The organism is Paenibacillus sp. MER 99-2, assembly GCF_023714095.1.
Lineage (GTDB): Bacteria > Bacillota > Bacilli > Paenibacillales > Paenibacillaceae > Paenibacillus.
The window spans coordinates 1-22,127 of record NZ_JAMAUZ010000003.1 but is presented as its reverse complement, the minus strand read 5'-3'; the positions used below and the strand labels follow the sequence as shown (position 1 = coordinate 22,127).

Here is a 22,127-nt window from a genome sequence, read left to right as displayed (position 1 = left end):
ACTCATCTATCATACACCTTTTTGATACACGTGCAAGCCTGCAAATTTTACTTTCCTAGACAGAACTGGGAGAAGATTTGATCAATCAGTGCATCATGCGCTGTATCTCCTACAATTTCACCTAGATGCTCCCAAGCGAGTCGCACATCAATCTGAATCATATCAATAGGAATGAACTGTTCTGCTGCCTCATATGCGTCTACAAGAGACTGCTTCGCCTTTTTGAGCAATGCAATATGACGCACATTACTAACATACGTGAGATCCGCTGACTCCAGCTTACCACTGAAGAACAATGTTGAGATTGCTTCCTCCAAACGATCTACACCGAGATCATCTTTTACCGACATCGGTACAATGCGGTCTTCTGGAATATAGCGAAGCAATACATCACGATCTGCCTGCGGAGTTAAGTCCATTTTATTCATAATGATAATTGATTGTCTACCGCGGATTTGTTCGAGCAATTCAATCTCATCCACATGTAGAGGCTCAGCCGCATTAATGACCATCAATAGAAGGTCAGCATCATTGACTGCGGAGCGGGAACGCTCGACACCAATCTTCTCAACGACGTCCATCGTCTCTCGAATGCCGGCTGTATCGAGCAGCTTGAGCGGAATATTATTAATTGTAACGAACTCTTCAATAACATCTCGCGTTGTGCCTGGAATATCGGTCACAATTGCTCGATTGTCTTGAGCAAGTGCGTTGAGCAATGACGATTTCCCTACATTAGGTCGTCCAACAATGGCTGTTGTAATCCCTTCACGCAGTATTTTGCCCTGCTCAGCGGTGACTAGCAATTTATCAATTTCAGTCATGACTAGACTGGATTTTTCCTTAATAAAGTCAGCCGTGAGTGATTCCACATCATGCTCCGGGTAATCAATGTTCACTTCGATATGTGCTAGCGTTTCGACCAGCGTATGTCTTAGATCACGAAGCTTACTGGATAGCTTGCCCTCCACTTGCTTCAGAGCAACGGAGAAAGCACGGTCTGATTTTGAACGGATGAGATCCATAACCCCTTCTGCCTGTGACAGATCGATTCGCCCATTAAGAAACGCCCGCTTCGTGAATTCACCCGGCTCCGCCAGACGAATATCAAGCTGCAACAACAGATCCATAACACGTTTTACAGATACCACACCACCATGGGCACTGATCTCCACCACATCTTCTGTCGTAAATGATCTAGGCGCTCGCATTACAGTAACGAGTACCTCTTCAACCTTTTCTCCCGTACTTGGTTCAATGATATGACCATAGTGTACCGTATGAGATTCAGCCTGTGTTAATGGCGTTTTACTGCGAAAAATTTTCTCTGTCTCTGCTACTGCATCCGGGCCGCTGATCCGGATCACGGCAATTCCCGCTTCTCCGACAGCCGTTGATATTGCTGTGATCGTATCACTGATCATGGTTATCTCTCCTTGCTCTATTTTCAAATTGCCGCCCAGGATGGACGCCATATCATTTCTAATAAAAGACTTACAATTACCTCAGGCATAGCCATTATTATAAAAGGCTTTTGTACGAAAAAAGCAATGGCTTCTGCACCGGGCAGGCAGCCATTGCGTCTTCAATTTCGTGTTATTTCGTCATAATGACCACACGCCGATTGGGCTCCTCGCCCTTACTATATGTCTTAATCTGCGGGTTATTTTGCAGTTTCGCATGAATCACTTTGCGCTCAAGTGGTGGCATTGGTTCCAGTACAACTTCCTTACCCGAACGAATGGCTTGTCCAGCTAATCGTTCAGCCAGATCCTCCAGCGTCTTCCGTCTACGTTGACGGAAGTTCTCCGCATCAAGCACAATGCGTACGAAACTCTCCGAATAACGATTGGCTACAATGTTTGTTAGATATTGAAGAGCATCCAGCGTTTGTCCACGTCTGCCAATGATCATGCCAAGATCTTCCCCAGCAATATTGAAGACATGTCCATCACGCTGTTTCTTGATATGCACCTCAACATCCAGCCCCATACCTGCTGCCACTTCTTTTAAGAAAGCAGCCGCTTCCTCATAGGGATTTTTAGCTGCGACATCTTCAGGTGCTTCATGCATCTGAGAGAGAGGCGCGGCTGGTTTGATCGGCTCTGATACAACTTCGGGTACAGGGAGAAGCTTAACTTCTACTTTCGCCGCCTTTACTCCGATCAAACCCAGGAATCCTTTTGACGGCTGCTCTAACACTTGTATCTCGACCTTGTCTCGGCTCACGCCAAGCTCAGCCAATCCTTGGTTTACAGCATCTTCAATGGTTTTTCCTGACGCAATGACTTTGGTCATTTCGATTTTTTGGCCCCTTTCGACCCTTTTCCAGAGACGGTCGCTTTGCCACCGTTTTTGCGTTTAGCTCCTTTTTTGGAAGAGCTGTTCTGCTTCACGTTGACCTCAGCCACGACTTTATCATTATTCCGGTAAAGGAAATAGTTTTGTACGATCGTGTAGATATTACTGTAGAACCAGTAGAGCGGCAAGGCGGACGGGAACTGATACGACATAACGAAGATCAGAATCGGGTACACCCATAGCATGAACTGCATTGGACCAATCTGCTGTGCTGGGTTCATACGCATCATCATCCATGTTTGAATGAATGTAGTGATGGCAGCGAGAACTGGCAAGATAAACAGGTGATCCGGTTCTCCGAGTTGAAGCCACAAGAAATCGTGAGTTCTTAGACTGGAGTTTCCGTAAATGGAGTTATAAAGTGCGATGTAAATCGGCATCTGAATGATAAGAGGCAGACACCCGGCCATCGGATTAACTTTGTTCTCCTGAAACAACTTCATCGTTTCTTGCTGAACTTTCTCAGGTGTATCTTTATACTTGGCTTGAATCTCCTTAAGTTGCGGCTGAATAGCCTGCATTGCTTTGGAGCTGCGAACTTGCTTCATCGTCAATGGTAAAATCAATGTCCGCACAATAAGCACCATGACTAGGACAGCTAGTCCATATTCGCCGCTGAACCATTCTGCGAACGTATCGAGCGCATAAGAGAACCAGTAAACTACATTACTTTGCCAGAAGGAATCACTAGTTCTTAAATCTTCCGTAGTAACCCCGGATCCTTGCGGAGTACATCCAGCTAATACAGCGACCATTGCAATAACTGCAATGAGGAGAATCCACTTACCCTTTGATGTCTTCAATCGCGACACTTCATAACCCCTCTCTTAACCATTCCATTCCACCGTAAATCATACCATAATTAGGAGGACAAATAAACCAAGGCTTACCTTTTATTAGGCTTCAAAAGAACCGCCTTACGCATCACATGCATCAGGCTTTTCTCCATCTCCTGATAGTTCATGTCGAGCGCACCTTTTCTGACAATAAAGATCAGATCCATTTGCGTAACAATCTCTTTCTCGTGATGCCGTATAATTTCCTTAATCATGCGTCTCATCCGGTTGCGTACGACAGCGTTTCCGATTTTCTTGCTGCATGATACACCAACTCGGAATTGCTCAGTATCTTTACGGCGGCAGCCATACACCACAAATTGATGATTGGCAAACGATTTCCCATACCGGTATACGCGGCTAAAGTCCGCCCGGTTTCGTAAACGCAGTCTTTTGTACACGGCGCTTCTCCTTGCTGTTTTCCACCATCATATATTGACGGAGGCCTCATTACTGATTTAGTATAGGCTTTCTTGAATGACAGTAAACTGTCTTGATCACAACTTCATCACGAATGAATGATGACTGGTACTCCAATCAGGAACTCAATCTACTGTGATAAATATGAATCACTTGCTCTAAGCGCGAGCATAGACCCTGAATCATTATGAATTGGTCATTTCAACCTAAGCATAATTATCCCATATATATTAAGGTATGTTTTCGAAAAGGAAGTACGCTTTCGAGAACATTCAACATACATTAAGGTTGTGCATTTGAACTCGTCGAAGTCAATTCAGACCTGATCTGTAGAAGCATCCAGCCCGAATTGATCTGATATTAAGAAAAAAAAGACCACCTCGGTGGTCTTCACATGCATTAAGCACTCAGGACTTTACGGCCTTTCAGGCGACGTGCAGCCAAAACTTTACGGCCGTTGCTCGTGCTCATTCTTTTCCGGAAACCATGAACTTTTTTACGTTTGCTAACGTTCGGTTTGAATGTAGGTCTCAATGTATTGCACCTCCTTACAAGGAAATACTTATGTGATGAATCATTTTCATCTTCACAGAAAACACCTTTATATATTTAACCACGAACAACTGGAAAAGTCAACTGAAATCCACACGACTCCTCCCTCTTTCTAAACGCCGTTGTCATCTACAATTTGGCACTCTTCCTGAACAGCTGGAATTTCCAATTGGGGTATAAGGTTAACTCCCCAAAAAGTTATCCCCACCCACCTTCCTAAAATCACTGTTTATCGTGATATCAGGTTATCCACACCTCAAAATATTAATCATTACCTCATTATTATAATCTTTTGAGTTATTCACATGTGGATAATGATATTAAATTATCTGACTTGTTTGTGTCCATTCCAAACAGGGTAATCTTACTGCGATTCATCGACAAAGATTTCATTCCAGATTTTCTCAAAAAATGCTCCCTTCTACTACGTATATTTAAAATTGAATGTATCCGCTTTAACGGTGAGGTTTACAAGTTTTCAAGAAAGGTGTAGGATACAAATTACATCTTGTATACAAGTATACTTATTGGTATTTCCCTGGCTTTAATGATAAATTATCGCTTTACGATTCTTGTCGATTATGGTCACATATGCTCATTCAATAAACGGTTATGCTATGATCAATAGGAACTGATTATTTGAATAGGAGCGTTAGCCACTATGCTGTTTCCATCTTCTTGGTTGCAAGGTGCTTCCCGTGGGGAAGCCATTGCCTGCGAACTAAGGCTGCGTATTATTAGCGGAACCCTTCGTACTGGAGAGGTTTTATCGGAGAATCGCATTGCCGCTGATTTTGACAGTAGCCGTTCACCTGTGCGTGAGGCTTTGAGAACATTGTCTAATGAAGGACTAATTCGTCTGGAACGAATGGGCGTGGTTGTCCTCGGACTGAAAATGAAAGACGTCGAAGAGTTATATGATGTCCGTTTTCTAATTGAAAGCTTTGTCCAGCAACGGCTTGCAAGTGCCGTTCCAGAACAATTAATTACACAACTCCATAATATCATCGACAAAATGGAGCTGGCTGGACGCCATCAAGATGCGGTTGAGTTTGCTTACCAGGATCTAACTTTTCACGAGACGATTATTGAAGCCGCTGAGCATTCCCGCATTTCGCATCTCTGGCGAAGCATCCGATATGTTGTGATGACGGTCATGTTACTTACAACGAAGCAAGTATTTAATCAAGGCGAGCAGAAAGTAAGCGCTGTAATTGAGAAGCATCGTCTGCTCATTCAAGCCCTTGAGTCAGGAGATAAAAGCTTAATTCAAGCGGGTGTGCGCCAATACTTCAAGGATTCAGGCAAAACTTTACACGATAGCTTTGATGTTTAATGTGATCGCATGGATGACCATTGTGATCGTCAAGCTCATCCAAACTATCCCGTACAACCTGATTGATAATGGGGTGTGCTACTTGGATTGCAATCATTTTCGAGATGAATGATTGCGCTTCAAGTTGTCGACAAGTATACCAAATGCGATTTATTTTTATTTTTGAGGCATATTAAAGGGAACTGACCACTGCTACTTATTTAAGGGCTACGTAAGTTAATTCTTTATTGCATACGTGCCCGTCATTCAATTGTAAGCGTTATATACAACATGAGAAGAAGGAGCCTACAGCATGAGCACTCTATTTGGACTATCCCATAATGCAACTTTACTGGTATGGACATTGATCGCCATCGTTTTTCTAATCGTATTGATCTCTAAATATAAATGGAATCCATTTATCACACTCTTATTATCTGCATTAATGCTCGGTTTGCTTACAGGCATGAAACCGGCTGACGTAATCTCTTCTATTACGGGTGGTCTTGGCGGCACACTTGGTACCATCGCAATCGTTATCGGTCTCGGTACTATGCTGGGTAAAATGATGGCTGAATCTGGCGGAGCCGAACGCATTGCTACTACGCTGGTCGATCGGTTTGGTATGAAACGTGTGCACTGGGCGATGATGATCGTTGGTTTTATCGTAGGTATCCCCGTTTTCTTTGAAGTCGGTGTCATTTTGATGATTCCAATCATCTTCACCGTTGCCCGTAAAACAAATATGTCCCTGCTGCAGATTGGTATTCCTATTTTGGCTGGTTTATCCACAGTACATGGTCTCGTTCCCCCTCATCCGGCGCCTATGATTGCCATTGAAGCGTTCAGCGCAGATCTGGGAAAAACGATTTTGTACTCCCTCATAGTAGGTATTCCGACAGCGATTATTGCAGGCCCCTTGTTTGGTAAGTTTATCGGCAAAAGGGTACACACGGAACCACCCGCAGAGCTGGCTGAGCAGTTTGCGACCAAAAAGAGCAGTAATCTGCCCGGATTTGGCATTACACTCTTTACCATTTTGCTGCCGGTTATTCTAATGCTCATTGGTTCTATTGCAAGTATCATTGACCCAAATGTTACGAATGGCTTCACAGTGTTCTGTGAGTTTATCGGCAATGAGATCATTGCCCTGCTCATTTCAGTTGTCTTCGCCCTCTTTTCGCTCGGATTTGCACGTGGGTTCACCAAGCACGATCTTTCCCGCTTCACCAGCGAATGTCTGGCGCCTACGGCGACCATTATTCTCATTATTGGTGGCGGTGGTGCCTTCAAACAGGTACTAATCAACAGTGGCGTAGGTAATGCCATTGCCGAGTTTGCCACCCATGCCAACATTAACGTGATCCTATTCGCTTGGCTTGTTGCAGCACTAATTCGTGTAGCTACGGGTTCAGCGACCGTTGCGATGACAACCGCTGCTGGTATTGTGGCTCCGGTTCTTGCACTTACGCCAGGTGCCAACATCGAACTGGTTGTACTCGCTACTGGTGCTGGTTCACTTGTATTGTCCCACGTGAATGATGCAGGCTTCTGGATGATCAAGGAATTCTTCAATATGAGTGTCGCGCAGACGCTCAAGACGTGGACTGTTATGGAAACACTATTATCCGTCGTGGGACTGATCTTTATTTTGCTGCTAAGTACAGTAGTATAAATGAAATTTCATTAGCTTAGATAAGATCCGTAACTGGAGAAAGAAGGTTAGATTAACGTGACCAACTATATGATTGGTATAGATATCGGTACAACCAGTACCAAGTCCGTTTTATTCACGGAACAGGGTGAGGTCGTTAGTACCTCAACGCAAGAATACCCACTCTACACGCCTGCACCTGATGTTGCTGAGCAAGACCCTGAGGAGATCGTACAGGCTGCCATTCGCTCTGTGCGTGGGGTCATGGATCAAAGTGGTGTTCCCGCCGGGCAAATCTTATTTGTGTCGTGCAGCTCAGCTATGCATAGTGTCATTGCAATGGGGCAAGACGACAAACCGCTAACCCGCTGCATCACCTGGGCTGATAATCGAAGTGCAGCTTGGTCAGCCAAGCTGCAAGAGAACGGAGTAGGACATCGCATATACCTTCGGACAGGTACACCCATTCATCCGATGTCTCCGCTCACCAAATTAATGTGGCTGCGCCATGACGAATCCGATCTTTTTCAGCGCACAGCCAAATTTATCTCCATTAAAGAGTATTTGTTTTTCCGTTTATTTGGACAATATATCGTCGATCATTCCATCGCTTCCTGCACCGGACTGCTTAATTTAGAGCAGCTGGACTGGGATGCTGAGGCTCTTGCGGTAGCAGGCATTACACCCGGTCATTTATCCACACTTGTACCTACCACACATACAATAGAGGGAATGCATCACGAATGGGCTGAAAAAATGGCTCTCTCCCCCTCTACAACCTTTGTTATTGGGGCAAGTGATGGGGTATTGTCCAACCTCGGCGTAAATGCTATTGAACCTGGGGTTGTCGCTGCAACCATCGGCACCAGTGGCGCTATTCGAACGGTCGTTGACCGCCCAGTTACCGACCCCAAAGGTCGGACGTTCTGTTACGCACTCACAGAGAATCTGTGGGTTATCGGTGGTCCCGTCAATAACGGTGGCATGCTGTTCCGCTGGGTGCGCGATGAATTCGCAGCGTCCGAAGTAGAAACCGCGAAGCGGCTCGGCATTAACTCCTATGACGTGCTCACCAAAATCGCCGAACGTGTTACTCCTGGATCTGAAGGACTCCTCTTTCATCCGTACCTTTCGGGCGAACGCGCCCCATTATGGAATCCAGATGCCCGTGGATCATTTTTTGGTTTAACCCTCCACCATAAGAAAGAGCATATGATCCGCGCGGTGCTTGAAGGGGTTATTTTCAATCTCTACACCGTTCTGCTCGCGATGGAAGAACAGATTGGGCAGCCTACCTCTATTCAGGCCACGGGTGGCTTTGCACGCTCTCCGTTATGGCGCCAGATGATGTCTGACATCTTCAATCAAGAAGTGGTCGTGCCTGAGAGCTTCGAGAGCTCCTGTCTTGGGGCAGTTGTCCTCGGACTTTACGCAACAGGGCGAATCAAGTCGCTTCATGCCGTTTCTTCAATGGTGGGTACAACCCATCGTCATACACCTATTAAAGAACATGCCACCCTCTATCAAGAGCTGCTGCCCATCTATATTCGCATCTCTCGTAAGCTACAAGAGGAATATGCCGATATTGCCGAATTCCAGCGTAAGATGTCTGCTGCTCATCTATAGATAGTTTGATGATCTGACTTATTTCGCATTCTAAAAGCAAGAGCCAACAACCGATCGGTTGTTGGCTCTTCTTCTTTATCTATGTTACTGAATATCTCATCTTCCTCTATTACCATCTCTATGTCTTATTATCGCAATTTCAATCAACCTCTATTTAAGTACATTTTATAAAGGTAACCCTCTTCTGCCTCTTTTTGACCTCAACTTAATTTACAAAATCATGTCGGATCTCTGTCTGATCATCTCAGCAATCTTTATAAGAAATTCCACCTCTCAGATGCCTTCTTTTCAATCACCAATAAGCCTCATAGAGATGAAGAACATCTGCAAGGAACACCCCTAAGTAATTTCCGCGTCCAAAATAACTCATATTCACTTTTCAGTTATCCACAATCATGTTATTCACAAACGAAGAATACTTTTACACACATTTTGGCATCATTTGACGGATAACCTGTGTATAAAATAATTTCGACTTTAGGGTTGCCATGTCGAAACTTAAACAATTTATAAACAATATATTGTGTTGTGGTTAAAAATTATACACAAGTTATTGAATTTGTGGATAAAATCACGTGATACGTTGAAATGCGGGGCTTCTTTTGCTATGATTGTATTACTTTTGGATGTGAATATGTGATCTGACCCATAATATTATCAACAGCCTGTGGATAAAGTTGTGAACAATTTTCCGTTGTTCCTTCTTTTTTTGTTTTCGACCTGCGGGGGTTTGGGGATAAATTCAGGCAATATATCTCGTATTTCGACACTGCAACATGGCTTAAGCCACACTTGGAACATGTAAAAGGAGTGACAGTCTGTGGACAGCCATACTTCTGATTTATGGCAGCAAATTTTATCAATCATACAAAACAAACTCAGCAAACCAAGCTTCGATACCTGGTTCAAAGCAACCAAAGCGACGAAGCTTAATGACCGTTCCATCGTCATTTCCGCACCGACAACGTTTGCCGTCGAATGGCTGGAGAGTCGTTATACCAAATTGGTAGGTTCGACGGTATATGAGCTACTCGGCAAGCAAGTCGATGTGAAATTTGTCATTGAGGAGAACAAGCCTGCTGAACCGGATCCGCAACTGCCAGCACCAACCCCTAAGGTTGTGCAGGAAGAAGCGGTACTGAGCATGCTGAATCCAAAATATACATTCGATACTTTTGTCATCGGCCCTGGCAACCGTTTTGCCCATGCCGCATCGCTTGCGGTCGCTGAAGCGCCCGCAAAAGCATATAACCCTCTTTTCCTATATGGAGGAGTAGGACTTGGCAAAACCCACTTGATGCATGCGATTGGACATTATGTTCTCGAGCATGACCCAAGTAGCAAGGTTGTTTATTTGTCGTCTGAGAAATTCACGAACGAGTTCATCAACTCCATCCGTGATAACCGCGGGGAGAGCTTCCGTAACAAATATCGTAACGTCGATATTCTGCTTATTGATGATATTCAGTTCCTAGCGGGAAAAGAATCTACACAAGAGGAATTTTTCCATACGTTTAATGCGCTGCATGAGGAACGGAAACAGATTATTATCTCAAGCGATAGACCACCTAAGGAAATTCCAACGCTGGAAGAACGGCTTCGCTCCCGCTTTGAGTGGGGGTTAATTACAGATATTCAGCCTCCAGATCTGGAGACGCGGATTGCCATTTTGCGTAAAAAGGCGCGTGCAGAGAATCTTGATATTCCAAATGAAGCGATGATGTACATTGCCAATCAGATTGACACCAACATTCGTGAGCTCGAAGGTGCCCTGATTCGGGTTGTGGCCTATTCATCATTAACGAATCAAGATGTATCATCTCATCTGGCTGCTGAAGCACTGAAAGATATTATTCCTTCCAGCCGTCCAAAAATGATCACTATTCAAGACATCCAACAAAAGGTCGGCGAGTATTACAGCCTTAAGCTAGAAGATTTCAAAGCACGGAAGCGTACAAAAGCCGTTGCTTTTCCAAGACAGATTGCCATGTATCTTTCACGTGAATTGACTGATTTTTCTCTGCCCAAGATCGGGGAAGCATTCGGAGGACGAGATCACACCACAGTCATTCATGCGCACGAAAAAATCTCCCAATCGATTAAAAACGATCAGGAGCTCTATAAAGTTATCAACAACTTAACCGAAAAAATAAAGAATCCAACCTGAACAAGTCCCAAGCCTATGCACAACGTGTACACATGTGGATAGGCTTAATTTTATGGGTTTAACCCCACTTATCCACATATTCAGTGCCCCTATTACTATTATTACTAAAAAGATCTTAAAGATATCATCTACAAATACGCTTTTTCGAACCATCGCCTTCGGCTTTTGAAAAACACAAATCAACACCTCAACATCTCAAAAAATTCGCTAGGAGTGAAATCATGAAAATCAGCATAATGAAAAGCTATTTAAACGAGTCCATTCAGCATGTATCCAAAGCAATCTCCAGTCGAACAACAATCCCCATCTTGAGCGGTATCAAATTCGATGTGAATCATCAGGGTGTAACGTTGACAGCAAGCGACACTGACATCTCCATCCAATCTTTTATCCCTCTGGAAGATGGCGATAAAAGTGTTGTTCAGGTTGATCAACCCGGCAGCGTCGTATTGCCAGCCAAATTCTTTGTCGAAATTATCAAGAAATTGCCTTCTCAAGAAGTACACATGGAGGTCAAAGATAACTTCAACACTTTTATCTCAGCAGGGGCTACCGAGATTCAGCTCGTAGGTCTTGATCCAGAAGAATTCCCTGTTCTGCCGAGCATCGAAGAGAACCAAACCGTCTCCATCCCTGGGGATCTACTCAAAAATATGATCAAGCAAACCGTATTTTCCATTTCCACACATGAGACGACTCCAATCTTGACAGGTGTGCTGTGGAGTTTGGTTGATAATGAGTTGAAATTTGTGGCAACAGACCGTCACCGTCTTGCTACTCGTTCAGCTATGCTGGATAATGCAGAGGGTATTCGTTTTAACAATGTCGTCATTTCAGGTAAAACGCTAAACGAACTTAGCAAAATCGTACCTGACCAAAATACGCTTGTTGATATCGTTGTAGCTGACAATCAAGTTTTGTTCAAAATTGACCGTGTATTGTTCTACTCCCGTATTTTGGATGGCACATATCCGGATACTTCTAGAATTATTCCAACGTCGTACAAAACAGAACTTGTTTTGGATACCAAAAAATTAAGCGAATCAATTGATCGTGCTTATTTGCTGTCACGTGAAGAAAAAACAAATATTGTGCGTATGCAAACAATGGATTCTGGAACAATCGAAATTTCTTCAAGCTCCTCTGAGCTGGGAAAAGTAAGAGAAGAGATCGAACCGGCAGATTTCAGTGGCGATCCATTGAAAATCTCGTTTAACTCCAAATACATGCTGGACGTACTGAAAGTCGTGGAAAGTGAACAACTGATGATCGCTTTTACAGGTGTCATGAGCCCAATCATCTTGAAACCACTGGATGACAGTCACAGCCTTTACGTCATATTGCCTTACCGGACTACCAACTAACGAAAATGAGAGGAGAATTCCAATTGAACCGAGTAACCATTCGTACGGAATATATTAAGCTTGACCAGTTTTTGAAGCTGGCAGATTGCATTCCAACTGGAGGCATGGCCAAAGCTTTGCTTCAAGAAGGACTTGTACGTGTGAATAAAGAGCCTGAAGAACGCCGGGGACGTAAGTTATACCCTGGGGATATCGTTGAAGTGGACGGAGAAGGCGCATTCGAAGTTGCCGCAGAATAATCCAGTTCAATTCTGCTGCCTCCTGACGGACGGAAGAAAAGGGAGGGTACCTTGTGTTTGTCAACAGCATTGAGCTGCAGCAATTCCGAAATTATGAGCATATGAAGCTGGACTCTTTTGGCCCTGTGAACTTGCTGATCGGTCAGAATGCTCAGGGTAAGACCAATCTTGCAGAAGCAATTTTTGTACTCGCACTTACGAAGAGTCATCGTACATCCCGCGATAAGGAGCTGATCCGTTTCGGCGAGGAACGTGCGCGACTGGTTGCAGAGGTCGACAAAAAGTACGGATCCGTTCAACTGGAGCTAGCTTTGTCGCAACAAGGCAAAAAAGCAAAAATTAACGGACTAGAGCAGCGTAAGTTGAGTGATTTTGTCGGGGCGCTAAACGTCGTTATGTTTGCCCCCGAGGATCTGGAGATCGTCAAAGGCACACCGGGGGTTCGCCGCCGGTTTCTTGATATGGAGATCGGGCAGGTGGCTCCAGGCTACCTGTACCACCTTCAGCAGTACCAGAAAGTACTTGTCCAGCGGAACAATTTACTCAAACAACTCTGGGGACAGAATGCCTCAGCCCAGACGATGCTTGAAGTCTGGAACGAGCAACTGGCTGAGCATGGTGTTAAAATCGTCAAAAAAAGGAAACAATTCATAAAGAAACTCCAAAAATGGGCTGAAACCATTCACCAGGGCATTACTGGGGGCGGAGAAGTGCTGCGGTTAGCCTATCTTCCTTCCTTCAGCGAAGCGGCTGAGGAAGATGAAGCTGTTTTAATGGACCAATTTATGATAAAATTATCACAAATGAAAGAGCAGGAGATTCGCCGAGGCACAACGCTAAGTGGGCCACATCGGGATGACCTGTCCTTTTTCATTAACGACCGGGAAGTACAAACATATGGCTCGCAAGGGCAACAACGCACAACCGCGTTGTCTCTTAAACTCGCAGAGATTGAACTGATACACGAAGAAATCGGAGAATATCCAGTTCTGCTGCTTGACGATGTGTTGTCTGAGCTAGATCCATTTCGCCAGACACAACTGATCGAGACGTTCCAGAGCAAGGTGCAAACCTTTATTACAGCTACCGGAATCGAGAGCCTAAACGTTGATAAGCTCAAAGAGGCCAGTATTTATCACGTTCATGCCGGACAGGTTGAACGCTAAGGAGTGAGGGTCTATGTACATTCATCTGGGCGGAGAGAAGATTATCCGTTCTTCCGAACTGGTCGCTATTTTTGATATATCGATTGAGAAATCCTCAAAAATCTCCAAGCAGTATGTCACGTATGCTGAACAGGAAAAAACAGTAGAACATATTGGCGAAGAGGAAGCCAAGTCTATTGTTGTGACCAAAAATATTGTGTATTACTCACCTATTTCCTCAGCCACGCTTAAGAAGCGAGCTCACATTTTTCCTGATCTATAGTACGGCTGCTATGTTAATGCTTATGCCTTCTGCTGCTTGTCTTTTGGACATCTTGCTTGAGACGAAGGGACGAACTCTATTTCAGCAAGTATTCTTAGTTAACGCATATTTACGATATTGAATCTATAGAAGTAGGTGAAAGGCATGTCTATGAATCAACCGTCCTATGATGCGAATGAAATTCAGGTCCTTGAAGGACTGGAAGCCGTACGGAAGCGTCCGGGTATGTATATCGGTTCTACCAGTGCCAAAGGTCTGCATCATCTGGTCTGGGAAGTAGTGGACAACAGTATCGACGAAGCACTTGCGGGTTACTGTGACCATATCGAGGTTACGATCCACGAAGATAACAGTGTCACTGTAGTCGATAACGGACGTGGTATTCCTGTCGGTGAACATGCCAAAATGAAACGCCCTGCGCTTGAGGTTGTAATGACCGTCCTGCATGCGGGTGGTAAATTTGGCGGCGGCGGGTACAAAGTATCCGGTGGTTTGCATGGTGTGGGTGTATCCGTCGTGAACGCCCTCTCGGAAAAAGTAGTCGTGACCGTTAAGCGTGATGGACATATGTATCAGCAGGAATACCGTCGTGGTGCTCCTCAATATGACTTGAAAACAATCGGTACAGCCGAAGAAACGGGAACAACAGTCACATTCCATCCAGATCCAGAAATATTCACGGAAACGACAGTTTATGACTATGAGACGTTACTTACTCGTATTCGTGAGCTGGCATTCCTGAACAAAGGAATTGGCCTGACTCTTACGGATGAACGTACTGGGGCGACAAATTCATTCTTGTACGAAGGCGGAATTATTGAGTATGTCTCCTTCCTGAATCAGAAGCGTGAGGTTCTTCACGAGAATCCGATTTACGTAGAAGGATCAAGAGACAATATTCAAGTGGAGGTTGCGCTGCAATATAACGACAACTTCACGGAGAATATTTATTCTTTTGCGAACAACATCAACACCCATGAAGGTGGTACACATGAATCTGGCTTCAAGAGTGCATTGACACGGATCATTAATGACTATGCACGCAAAGCCGGTGTGATTAAGGATAGTACAGGCAACCTGTCAGGAGATGACGTGCGTGAAGGTCTGACAGCGATTATTTCTGTCAAAATTCCGGAGCCACAATTCGAAGGACAAACGAAGACCAAGCTCGGAAATAGTGAAGTACGTGGTATTGTGGAATCCCTTTTTGCTGAGAAGCTGCAGGAGTTCCTGGAGGAGAATCCTTCAGTATCCCGTCGAATCTTGGAAAAAGGTTTGCAAGCTGCCCGTGCTCGTGAAGCCGCTCGTAAAGCGCGTGAATTGACAAGACGTAAAGGTGCACTTGAGGTTAGCTCTCTGCCTGGTAAACTAGCAGACTGTTCTTCCAAGGATGCTTCCATTAGCGAACTTTACATCGTCGAAGGAGATTCCGCTGGTGGTTCTGCCAAACAAGGTCGTGATCGTCATTTCCAAGCTATTTTGCCGCTCCGTGGTAAAATTTTGAACGTGGAAAAGGCACGTCTGGATCGCATCTTGGGTAATGCAGAGATCAGAGCGATTATTACCGCAATGGGAACAGGAATCGGTGACGATTTTGATATTTCCAAAGCGCGTTACCACAAAATTATTCTGATGACCGATGCCGATGTCGATGGTGCGCATATCCGCACACTGCTTCTGACATTCCTGTATCGTTATATGCGTAAAATTATTGAGGCTGGATATGTGTATATTGCACAGCCGCCATTGTTCAAGATTGAGCGTAACAAGGTCATCCGCTATGCAGGCTCCGAGAAAGAACGCGATGAAATTATCGCAAGTCTTGGTGAAAATGTGAAGTTTAATGTCCAACGTTATAAAGGTCTTGGCGAGATGAATGCCGGTCAGTTGTGGGAAACAACGATGGATCCTGAAAGTCGCACGATGCTACAAGTATCGATTAGCGATGCGATGTTAGCTGATGCAATGTTTGATACGTTGATGGGCGATAACGTCGAACCACGTCGTGATTTCATCCAGGAAAATGCGAAGTATGTAAAAAATCTCGATATTTGATGAGTGTGAAGATAGGCGCCTGCGTGGCGCCTTTTTTTATTTTGGTCATCTCTATACGGTTAGAGGTCGCGTTCTTTAACGTGTGCGTTTTTTGGAAGAGGCTGTGGGTGTTTTAGTTATTTTACGTGTTCTCTTGCCTTTCTTGGAAGGCAACCTTCCATACGCTATAGCATAACGCTTGATTTTGCGGTAAGCCTCTTTATCGGGCAATAGCCCAAAGGCATAGATACCGGGTAAAGTGTTCACTTCTAGTATCCATGGCCGCCCTGATTCATCCAGCGCGATATCGATGCCAATCTCCTTGAGTCTCGGGAACGACTGTTGTAATTGGACAGCAATATGGATTCCAAGTCGGTACAATTCATTTCGGAGTTCGTGAAAACTTGTTCTCGAAAGGTGGGGCTGAACCAATTCTTCAAAAGTGGCCAAGCGTCCACCACCATGGATGTTGGTAATGATTTTGCCAGGAGCGGCAACTCTACCTAGAATACCGGTGGTTTCCCAAGATCCCTTGAGATTCTTTTGGGTGAGTACCCGTAAATCGAAAGGTAGACCTTCATGTTTTAACAGGGAAATACCCTGTTGGATGATATATTCGTGCTCCTTAATTTTTTCGTTAAGGGCAAGCTCAAGTTCATCAAGGGTGTCGAATATGTGCTGCTGTGTGCCATATTGCAGTTCATACGAAGTGGTTTGGATTGAAGCAGGCTGCACATTATGGTCAGTTGCTGAAGATTCGTTATCCGTAATAGAGCCAGATGGATCGGTATTGGCTTCTTCAATGCTGTCATCTAGAACAGAAGGAGGCGCAGTTCGCATGATGTGTATCGTTTTGACCCTCATAACGCCATTGCCATATGTTCCTCGATCCGGCTTAATGTAATTTAATTCGTACAGCTCAGTCATCCGTTCTAGAGTTTGACGATTGTATCGACGCGTGACAGGGAGATACCTGCTCACACCACGGCTGCGTTGCAGCACAACCGTTTTGGTCCATTTACTGGAGACACGCTGGATACTCAAGAGACATCAGTCCTTTCGTGTTTACTTATAGTTCTTCAGAGAGTAGCAGCACAGAGAATTCAAAGGACAAGAGATGATTTCAGTGGTATAATAGAGAAATATGGCGTTTTGTGTGGTTTGCTGCACAATTTGTAGTTTGACCGTAGATTGGGAACGGCATCAGCCTTGTATACACAGTACATATGCCGCATTTTCTAGCATTGTATGTGTAAACGGGCAGGAGGGCAGGGCTAATCCCCAGACCGCCAAAAGTTCCTAAAAGAAAGGCTATTGCCCTGCAGACGTTTAATTGTGTAACTTTTGTGAAAGTAATATAATAAAGAGTAGCGTTTTTGCGCGGTTTTAGCCTTGTTAGGCTTTTCACATACAAAGAAAACTGATTGATTGAATGGAACGTTTGTTGAAGGACAAGAAGGAGGTCCAGCATGGCGGAAGAAATGAATTCGCAGATTAAAGATCGGGATATTGGCGTCGAGATGCGTGAGTCGTTTATGGATTACGCGATGAGCATCATTGTTAGCCGTGCTTTGCCTGATGTACGTGATGGCTTGAAGCCGGTTCACCGTCGTATTCTTTACGCAATGTCGGAACTAGGTATGACACCCGATAAACCTCACAAAAAATCAGCCAGAATCGTCGGGGAAGTTATCGGTAAGTATCACCCCCATGGTGACTCTGCGGTATACGAAACGATGGTACGGATGGCTCAGGATTTCTCTTTGCGTTATATGCATGTCGATGGTCACGGTAACTTCGGATCGGTAGATGGCGATATGGCAGCAGCGATGCGTTATACCGAGGCACGGTTGTCCAAGATTGCTATGGAAATGCTCAGAGATATCAATAAAGATACGATCGATTTCCAGCCGAACTATGACGGCGAAGAGCAAGAACCTGTTGTATTACCAGCTCGTTTCCCTAACTTGCTTGTTAACGGTGTAGGCGGAATTGCGGTAGGTATGGCCACGAATATCCCTCCTCATAACTTGGGCGAGGTTATCGATGGTGTACAGGCAATGATTAAAAATCCAGATATTACGTCTATGGAATTAATGGATTACATTCACGGACCGGATTTCCCTACAGCGGGTTATATCCTGGGTCGTTCAGGAATTCGCCAAGCGTACCAGACTGGACGCGGCTCGGTAACCATGAGAGCCAAGACGAACATTGAAGAAAACAATAATAAAGCACGAATCGTGGTTACGGAGCTTCCTTACCAGGTCAATAAGGCGAGACTCGTTGAGAAGATTGCTGAACTGGTACGTGACAAAAAAATTGATGGCATCACAGATCTTCGTGATGAATCAGACCGTAATGGTATGCGAATTGTGATTGAGCTCCGCCGAGATGTGAATCCGGGTGTAGTGCTCAACAACTTGTACAAGCATACGTCGATGCAGTCCACATTCGGCATTAACATGCTAGCGATTGTGAACAAAGAACCTAAGATTCTGAATTTGCGTGAAGTGTTATATCACTACTTGCAGCATCAGATTGAGGTCATTCGCAGACGTACGCAGTTTGAACTGAGAAAAGCGGAAGCTCGTGCTCACATCCTGGAAGGCTTACGTATCGCTTTGGATCATATTGACGAGATTATTACGTTGATTCGTTCCTCCAGTAATACGGATGCCGCTAGAGAAGGATTGATTGAGCGATTCTCACTTAGTCATGACCAGGCTCAAGCTATCCTCGATATGCGTTTACAACGCCTTACAGGTTTGGAACGCGAACGTATCGAAAATGAATATAACGAATTGATGATCAAAATTGCAGAATATCGCGAAATTCTAGCTAATGAGCATCTGGTACTTGAAATTATTAGTACAGAGCTGCAAGAGATTCGTGAACGCTTCGGTGATGATCGTCGTACTGAGATTACAATTGGTGAAGAAAGCATCTTGGATGAGGATCTGATTCCTCGTGAAGAGGTCATCATCACAATTACGCATACAGGCTATGTGAAACGGTTGCCGGTATCCACGTATCGTAGTCAGAAGCGTGGGGGACGTGGAGTTGTAGGTATGGACACGAAAGATACCGACTTTGTCGAGCATCTATTTGTGACCAACTCACACAACTATCTCATGTTCTTTACCGACAAAGGTAAAGTGTATCGTCTCAAAGCTTATGAAATTCCGGAGCTTGGGCGTACAGCGCGGGGAACACCAATCATTAACCTGATTCAGATTGAACAGGGAGAATCGGTGAATGCGGTTATTCCTGTGCAGGAATTCGAAAGTGATAAGTATCTGTTCTTCGCTACCCGTCAGGGTGTTGTGAAGAAGACACCGCTTGAGGATTACACTAACATTCGCAAAGGCGGTCTCATCGGGATTTCCTTACGTGAAGATGATGCCCTGATTGAAGTTAAGCTGACCGATGGACAGCAAGAGATCATTATGGGTACAGCTCACGGGATGTCCATCCGTTTCTCCGAAGCCAATGTTCGTTCTATGGGACGTAGCGCAACAGGGGTAAAAGGGATCACGCTGGATACAGATGATGTTGTTATTGGCATGGACGTTGTTGATCAGGATCTCGATGTACTGATCGTTACCGCCAAAGGATACGGTAAACGTACTCCTGTCAGCGATTATCGTATGCAGACTCGTGGCGGTAAAGGGATCAAGACCATTAACGTTACAGAGAAGAACGGTGCTGTCGTTAGCCTGAAAATGGTGAAAACCGAAGAAGACCTGATGATTATTACATCCAGTGGTACACTGATTCGAATGAGTATGGAAGGCATATCCACCATGGGTCGATACACGCAAGGTGTGAAGCTTATTCATATTCGTGATGAAGATGCTGTAGCGACGGTTAGCCGGATTGACAAGAATGAAGACGAACCGGATGAATTGCTAGAAGGATTGGAAGCAGGAGAAGCTGCTGAAGGTACTGAAGGTGTGGCTGAACCGTCAACGGATAACGAGGTTACGGATTCAGACAACGGTGATTCAGAAGTATAGTTCATTAGGGTTTAAGAAGATTTAGTTGTAGATATAGTAGGGGGTTCCTTAGGGAGCCCTCTTTTTATTTATAGTTCATGTACAAAATCTAGGATGTACAGCCTGATTAGCGAGTAATATAATGATAAATATCATGGAAAATTGGGACTATGGTCTTATTTTATAGAAGAACATTGAGTGAGGGGAATGAATATGGGATTAATCACCCTATCTGAAGTAAAACCAGGGCTTAAACTGGGGAATGATGTACATACTTTTCGTGGTAACGTGTTGTTGCAAAAAGGTAAAGTTATTTTGCCTAAAGATATAGAAGTGCTTAAAGCTTTTATGGTTCACCAGGTTGAGATTGATCAGGAACGTGCAGGTGCAGGAAATACAGGCTCTAGAGGCGCCTCTACCGCATCAGGTAATGCTGGAGGGGAGAAGAATGGAGAACGGTCTGGGAAGGTAGCTGGTGCGGTCTCAGCACCTATCATCACATCACTTCATGAAGAGTATGAGAAGATGGTGGCAATGACCAAGAACGCCTTTCTCTCTTCACTCGCTGCAGAATTGCCCGTATACGAACTTCGTACACAGCTTGAAGCGATGTTGGTTCACCTTAAGCAATATAATGTTCTCACTTTTAGTCCGAGAGTCATGCAGGAGCACGACTACGTCTACCACCATGCAGTTCTGAGCGCAATTACATCCTATCAACTAGCACAGTGGATGGAGCTGCCGTCCAAGGACTGGATGCAAGTTGCGTTTGCAGGTTTATTCCACGATATTGGTAACAACAAGGTAGATCCACAGATACTCCATAAACCATCTGCATTAACCACGCTGGAGCAGGAGGAGATCCGCCAGCATACGAAATATGGCTATCAGGTGTTGAAGCAAGCGAAGGCCATTAACGAAGGAGCCAGACTAGCGGCACTGCAGCATCATGAAAAGGTGGATGGATCAGGTTATCCTTTGCAGTTAAGCGGCACACAGATTCATATCTACGCGAAGATTGTAGCCATTGCTGATATTTTTCACGCGATGACTTTAGAGAAGATCTACCGCAAAGCACAATCTCCATATTTGGTATTAGAACAGATTCAGAGCGAGGCGTTTGGAAAACTAGATCCAACGATTGTAAATGTATTTATTCAGCGTTCCACGCAGATCCACAATGGCATACGGGTTAGACTCAGCAATAACCTGATTGGGGAGATTATTTTCTCGGATCGTGACCATCCTACCCGCCCAATGGTATCTGTTGAAGGTACAATTATAAATCTGATGCAGCAAAGACAGCTTTATATTCAGGAAATTATCAGTTCATAGTATTGATAGAATGAGCAAAACTCTAAACAATAAGTAAAAGTCCCTTAAGGGGCTTTTTTGTATGTCAGCAAATTTAAAACCTGCCGATGTACTGAGTTTAATGGCGTATAGCATCCTATTCTACTGATTGCAACAATCCAACAATCTCAAAGACTCTAGAGAAGAGGTTTATCCTAAATAGAGCAGTAGGCCTTTTAAATGATCTTCAACTGAAGATCGTAAGGCTAAGAGTCTAAGCTATAGGTATTAATGAACTCATAAAGCCTGAATAGATCTTGAGAACATCTCGTACAGATTTGTTTGGTACTATTGAAGTAATCTATAAAGTATCACGTTATTTATCATCTAAAAACTTTTCTTCAAAAAAAGCTTGCGTTCCAGATCTGTACATGGTATATTCTAATTCCGGCCAAGAAAACACGAGAAACACGGTGCGGCAAGCGAATCAAATAAGCTTCGAAAGAAACTTGAAAAAAAGAGCTTGCAAAGTTGGTTCGGATGTGATAAGATATAAAAGTTGCTGACGAGAACGAATGTCGGCGCTGAAATAAGTTTGATCTTTGAAAACTGAACAACGAGTGAGTAACGATCTTGCTTGCAAGATCGACGCTAAGAAATCAGTACATGTCTTCGGACTGGATGATTTCGAAGCACAAATGAGATTTTTAATCTCGTCAGATTCAAAATGAGCTAATCGCTCTTTTCAATACTTTATTGGAGAGTTTGATCCTGGCTCAGGACGAACGCTGGCGGCATGCCTAATACATGCAAGTCGAGCGGACTTGAAGAGAAGCTTGC

At 44.3% G+C, this 22,127-nt stretch carries 17 protein-coding genes and 1 rRNA gene; 12 read left to right on the top strand and 6 right to left on the bottom strand.

Features of this window, described 5'->3' with window-relative positions; translation table 11 throughout:
* Positions 1-47 precede the first annotated feature (47 nt).
* From mnmE to rpmH, 5 genes are all read right to left on the bottom strand, one after another.
* Entirely contained in the window at positions 48-1,424 is a 1,377-nt protein-coding gene (gene mnmE / locus M3636_RS15180) for a tRNA uridine-5-carboxymethylaminomethyl(34) synthesis GTPase MnmE (RefSeq protein ID WP_251383095.1), read from the bottom strand.
* Positions 1,425-1,596: 172 nt separating this feature from the next.
* Positions 1,597-2,298 carry an RNA-binding cell elongation regulator Jag/EloR gene (gene jag, locus M3636_RS15175; RefSeq protein WP_128104239.1) on the bottom strand — a complete coding sequence of 234 codons (702 nt, stop codon included), beginning with the start codon at positions 2,296-2,298 and terminating at the stop codon, positions 1,597-1,599.
* Entirely contained in the window at positions 2,295-3,173 is an 879-nt protein-coding gene (locus tag M3636_RS15170) for a YidC/Oxa1 family membrane protein insertase (protein ID WP_128104240.1), read from the bottom strand. Before M3636_RS15170 ends, jag begins: the two co-directional genes overlap by 4 nt.
* 74 nt (positions 3,174-3,247) lie before the next feature.
* Entirely contained in the window at positions 3,248-3,598 is a 351-nt protein-coding gene (gene rnpA / locus M3636_RS15165; RefSeq protein WP_251383094.1) for a ribonuclease P protein component, read from the bottom strand.
* 418 nt (positions 3,599-4,016) lie between these two features.
* Positions 4,017-4,151, bottom strand: a complete 135-nt coding sequence (gene rpmH, locus M3636_RS15160) for a 50S ribosomal protein L34 (RefSeq protein ID WP_024629517.1) — start codon at positions 4,149-4,151, stop codon at positions 4,017-4,019.
* Between the two features lie 679 nt (positions 4,152-4,830).
* On the opposite strand from rpmH, the gene M3636_RS15155 reads away from it, so the two are divergent.
* From M3636_RS15155 to gyrB, 9 genes are all read left to right on the top strand, one after another.
* Positions 4,831-5,505 (top strand): GntR family transcriptional regulator, encoded by a 675-nt coding sequence (locus M3636_RS15155; RefSeq protein ID WP_128104242.1) that lies wholly within the window; start codon positions 4,831-4,833, stop codon positions 5,503-5,505.
* Between the two features lie 292 nt (positions 5,506-5,797).
* A complete protein-coding gene (locus M3636_RS15150) occupies positions 5,798-7,159 on the top strand; it encodes a GntP family permease (protein WP_251383093.1) in 1,362 nt (453 codons plus the stop codon).
* Positions 7,160-7,228: 69 nt separating this feature from the next.
* Positions 7,229-8,764 carry a gluconokinase gene (gene gntK, locus M3636_RS15145; protein ID WP_285859006.1) on the top strand — a complete coding sequence of 512 codons (1,536 nt, stop codon included), beginning with the start codon at positions 7,229-7,231 and terminating at the stop codon, positions 8,762-8,764.
* Between the two features lie 820 nt (positions 8,765-9,584).
* Positions 9,585-10,931, top strand: a complete 1,347-nt coding sequence (gene dnaA / locus M3636_RS15140) for a chromosomal replication initiator protein DnaA (protein WP_128099739.1) — start codon at positions 9,585-9,587, stop codon at positions 10,929-10,931.
* A 221-nt stretch (positions 10,932-11,152) separates the two neighbouring features.
* Positions 11,153-12,295 carry a DNA polymerase III subunit beta gene (gene dnaN, locus M3636_RS15135; protein WP_128099740.1) on the top strand — a complete coding sequence of 381 codons (1,143 nt, stop codon included), beginning with the start codon at positions 11,153-11,155 and terminating at the stop codon, positions 12,293-12,295.
* Positions 12,296-12,300: 5 nt separating this feature from the next.
* On the top strand, positions 12,301-12,534 hold the full coding sequence (gene yaaA, locus M3636_RS15130) for a S4 domain-containing protein YaaA (protein ID WP_174715260.1): 234 nt from the start codon (positions 12,301-12,303) through the stop codon (positions 12,532-12,534).
* A 53-nt stretch (positions 12,535-12,587) separates the two neighbouring features.
* On the top strand, positions 12,588-13,700 hold the full coding sequence (recF, locus tag M3636_RS15125; RefSeq protein ID WP_128099741.1) for a DNA replication/repair protein RecF: 1,113 nt from the start codon (positions 12,588-12,590) through the stop codon (positions 13,698-13,700).
* A 13-nt stretch (positions 13,701-13,713) separates the two neighbouring features.
* A complete protein-coding gene (gene remB, locus M3636_RS15120; protein WP_056697587.1) occupies positions 13,714-13,962 on the top strand; it encodes an extracellular matrix regulator RemB in 249 nt (82 codons plus the stop codon).
* A gap of 144 nt (positions 13,963-14,106) precedes the next feature.
* Positions 14,107-16,017: a DNA topoisomerase (ATP-hydrolyzing) subunit B gene (gene gyrB / locus M3636_RS15115; protein WP_128099742.1), complete on the top strand. Its 1,911-nt coding sequence runs from the start codon at positions 14,107-14,109 to the stop codon at positions 16,015-16,017.
* Positions 16,018-16,092: 75 nt separating this feature from the next.
* On the opposite strand, the gene M3636_RS15110 is transcribed toward gyrB, so the two are convergent.
* On the bottom strand, positions 16,093-17,040 hold the full coding sequence (locus M3636_RS15110) for a YheC/YheD family protein (protein WP_251383092.1): 948 nt from the start codon (positions 17,038-17,040) through the stop codon (positions 16,093-16,095).
* 425 nt (positions 17,041-17,465) lie between these two features.
* Between M3636_RS15110 and gyrA the strand changes: the two genes are divergently transcribed.
* The 3 genes from gyrA to M3636_RS15095 all read left to right on the top strand — a co-directional run.
* Positions 17,466-20,015: a DNA gyrase subunit A gene (gene gyrA, locus M3636_RS15105; RefSeq protein WP_251383091.1), complete on the top strand. Its 2,550-nt coding sequence runs from the start codon at positions 17,466-17,468 to the stop codon at positions 20,013-20,015.
* 192 nt (positions 20,016-20,207) lie between these two features.
* A complete protein-coding gene (locus M3636_RS15100) occupies positions 20,208-21,329 on the top strand; it encodes an HD-GYP domain-containing protein (RefSeq protein WP_128099745.1) in 1,122 nt (373 codons plus the stop codon).
* A gap of 711 nt (positions 21,330-22,040) precedes the next feature.
* A 16S ribosomal RNA gene (locus M3636_RS15095) occupies positions 22,041-22,127 on the top strand; the annotation flags it as partial.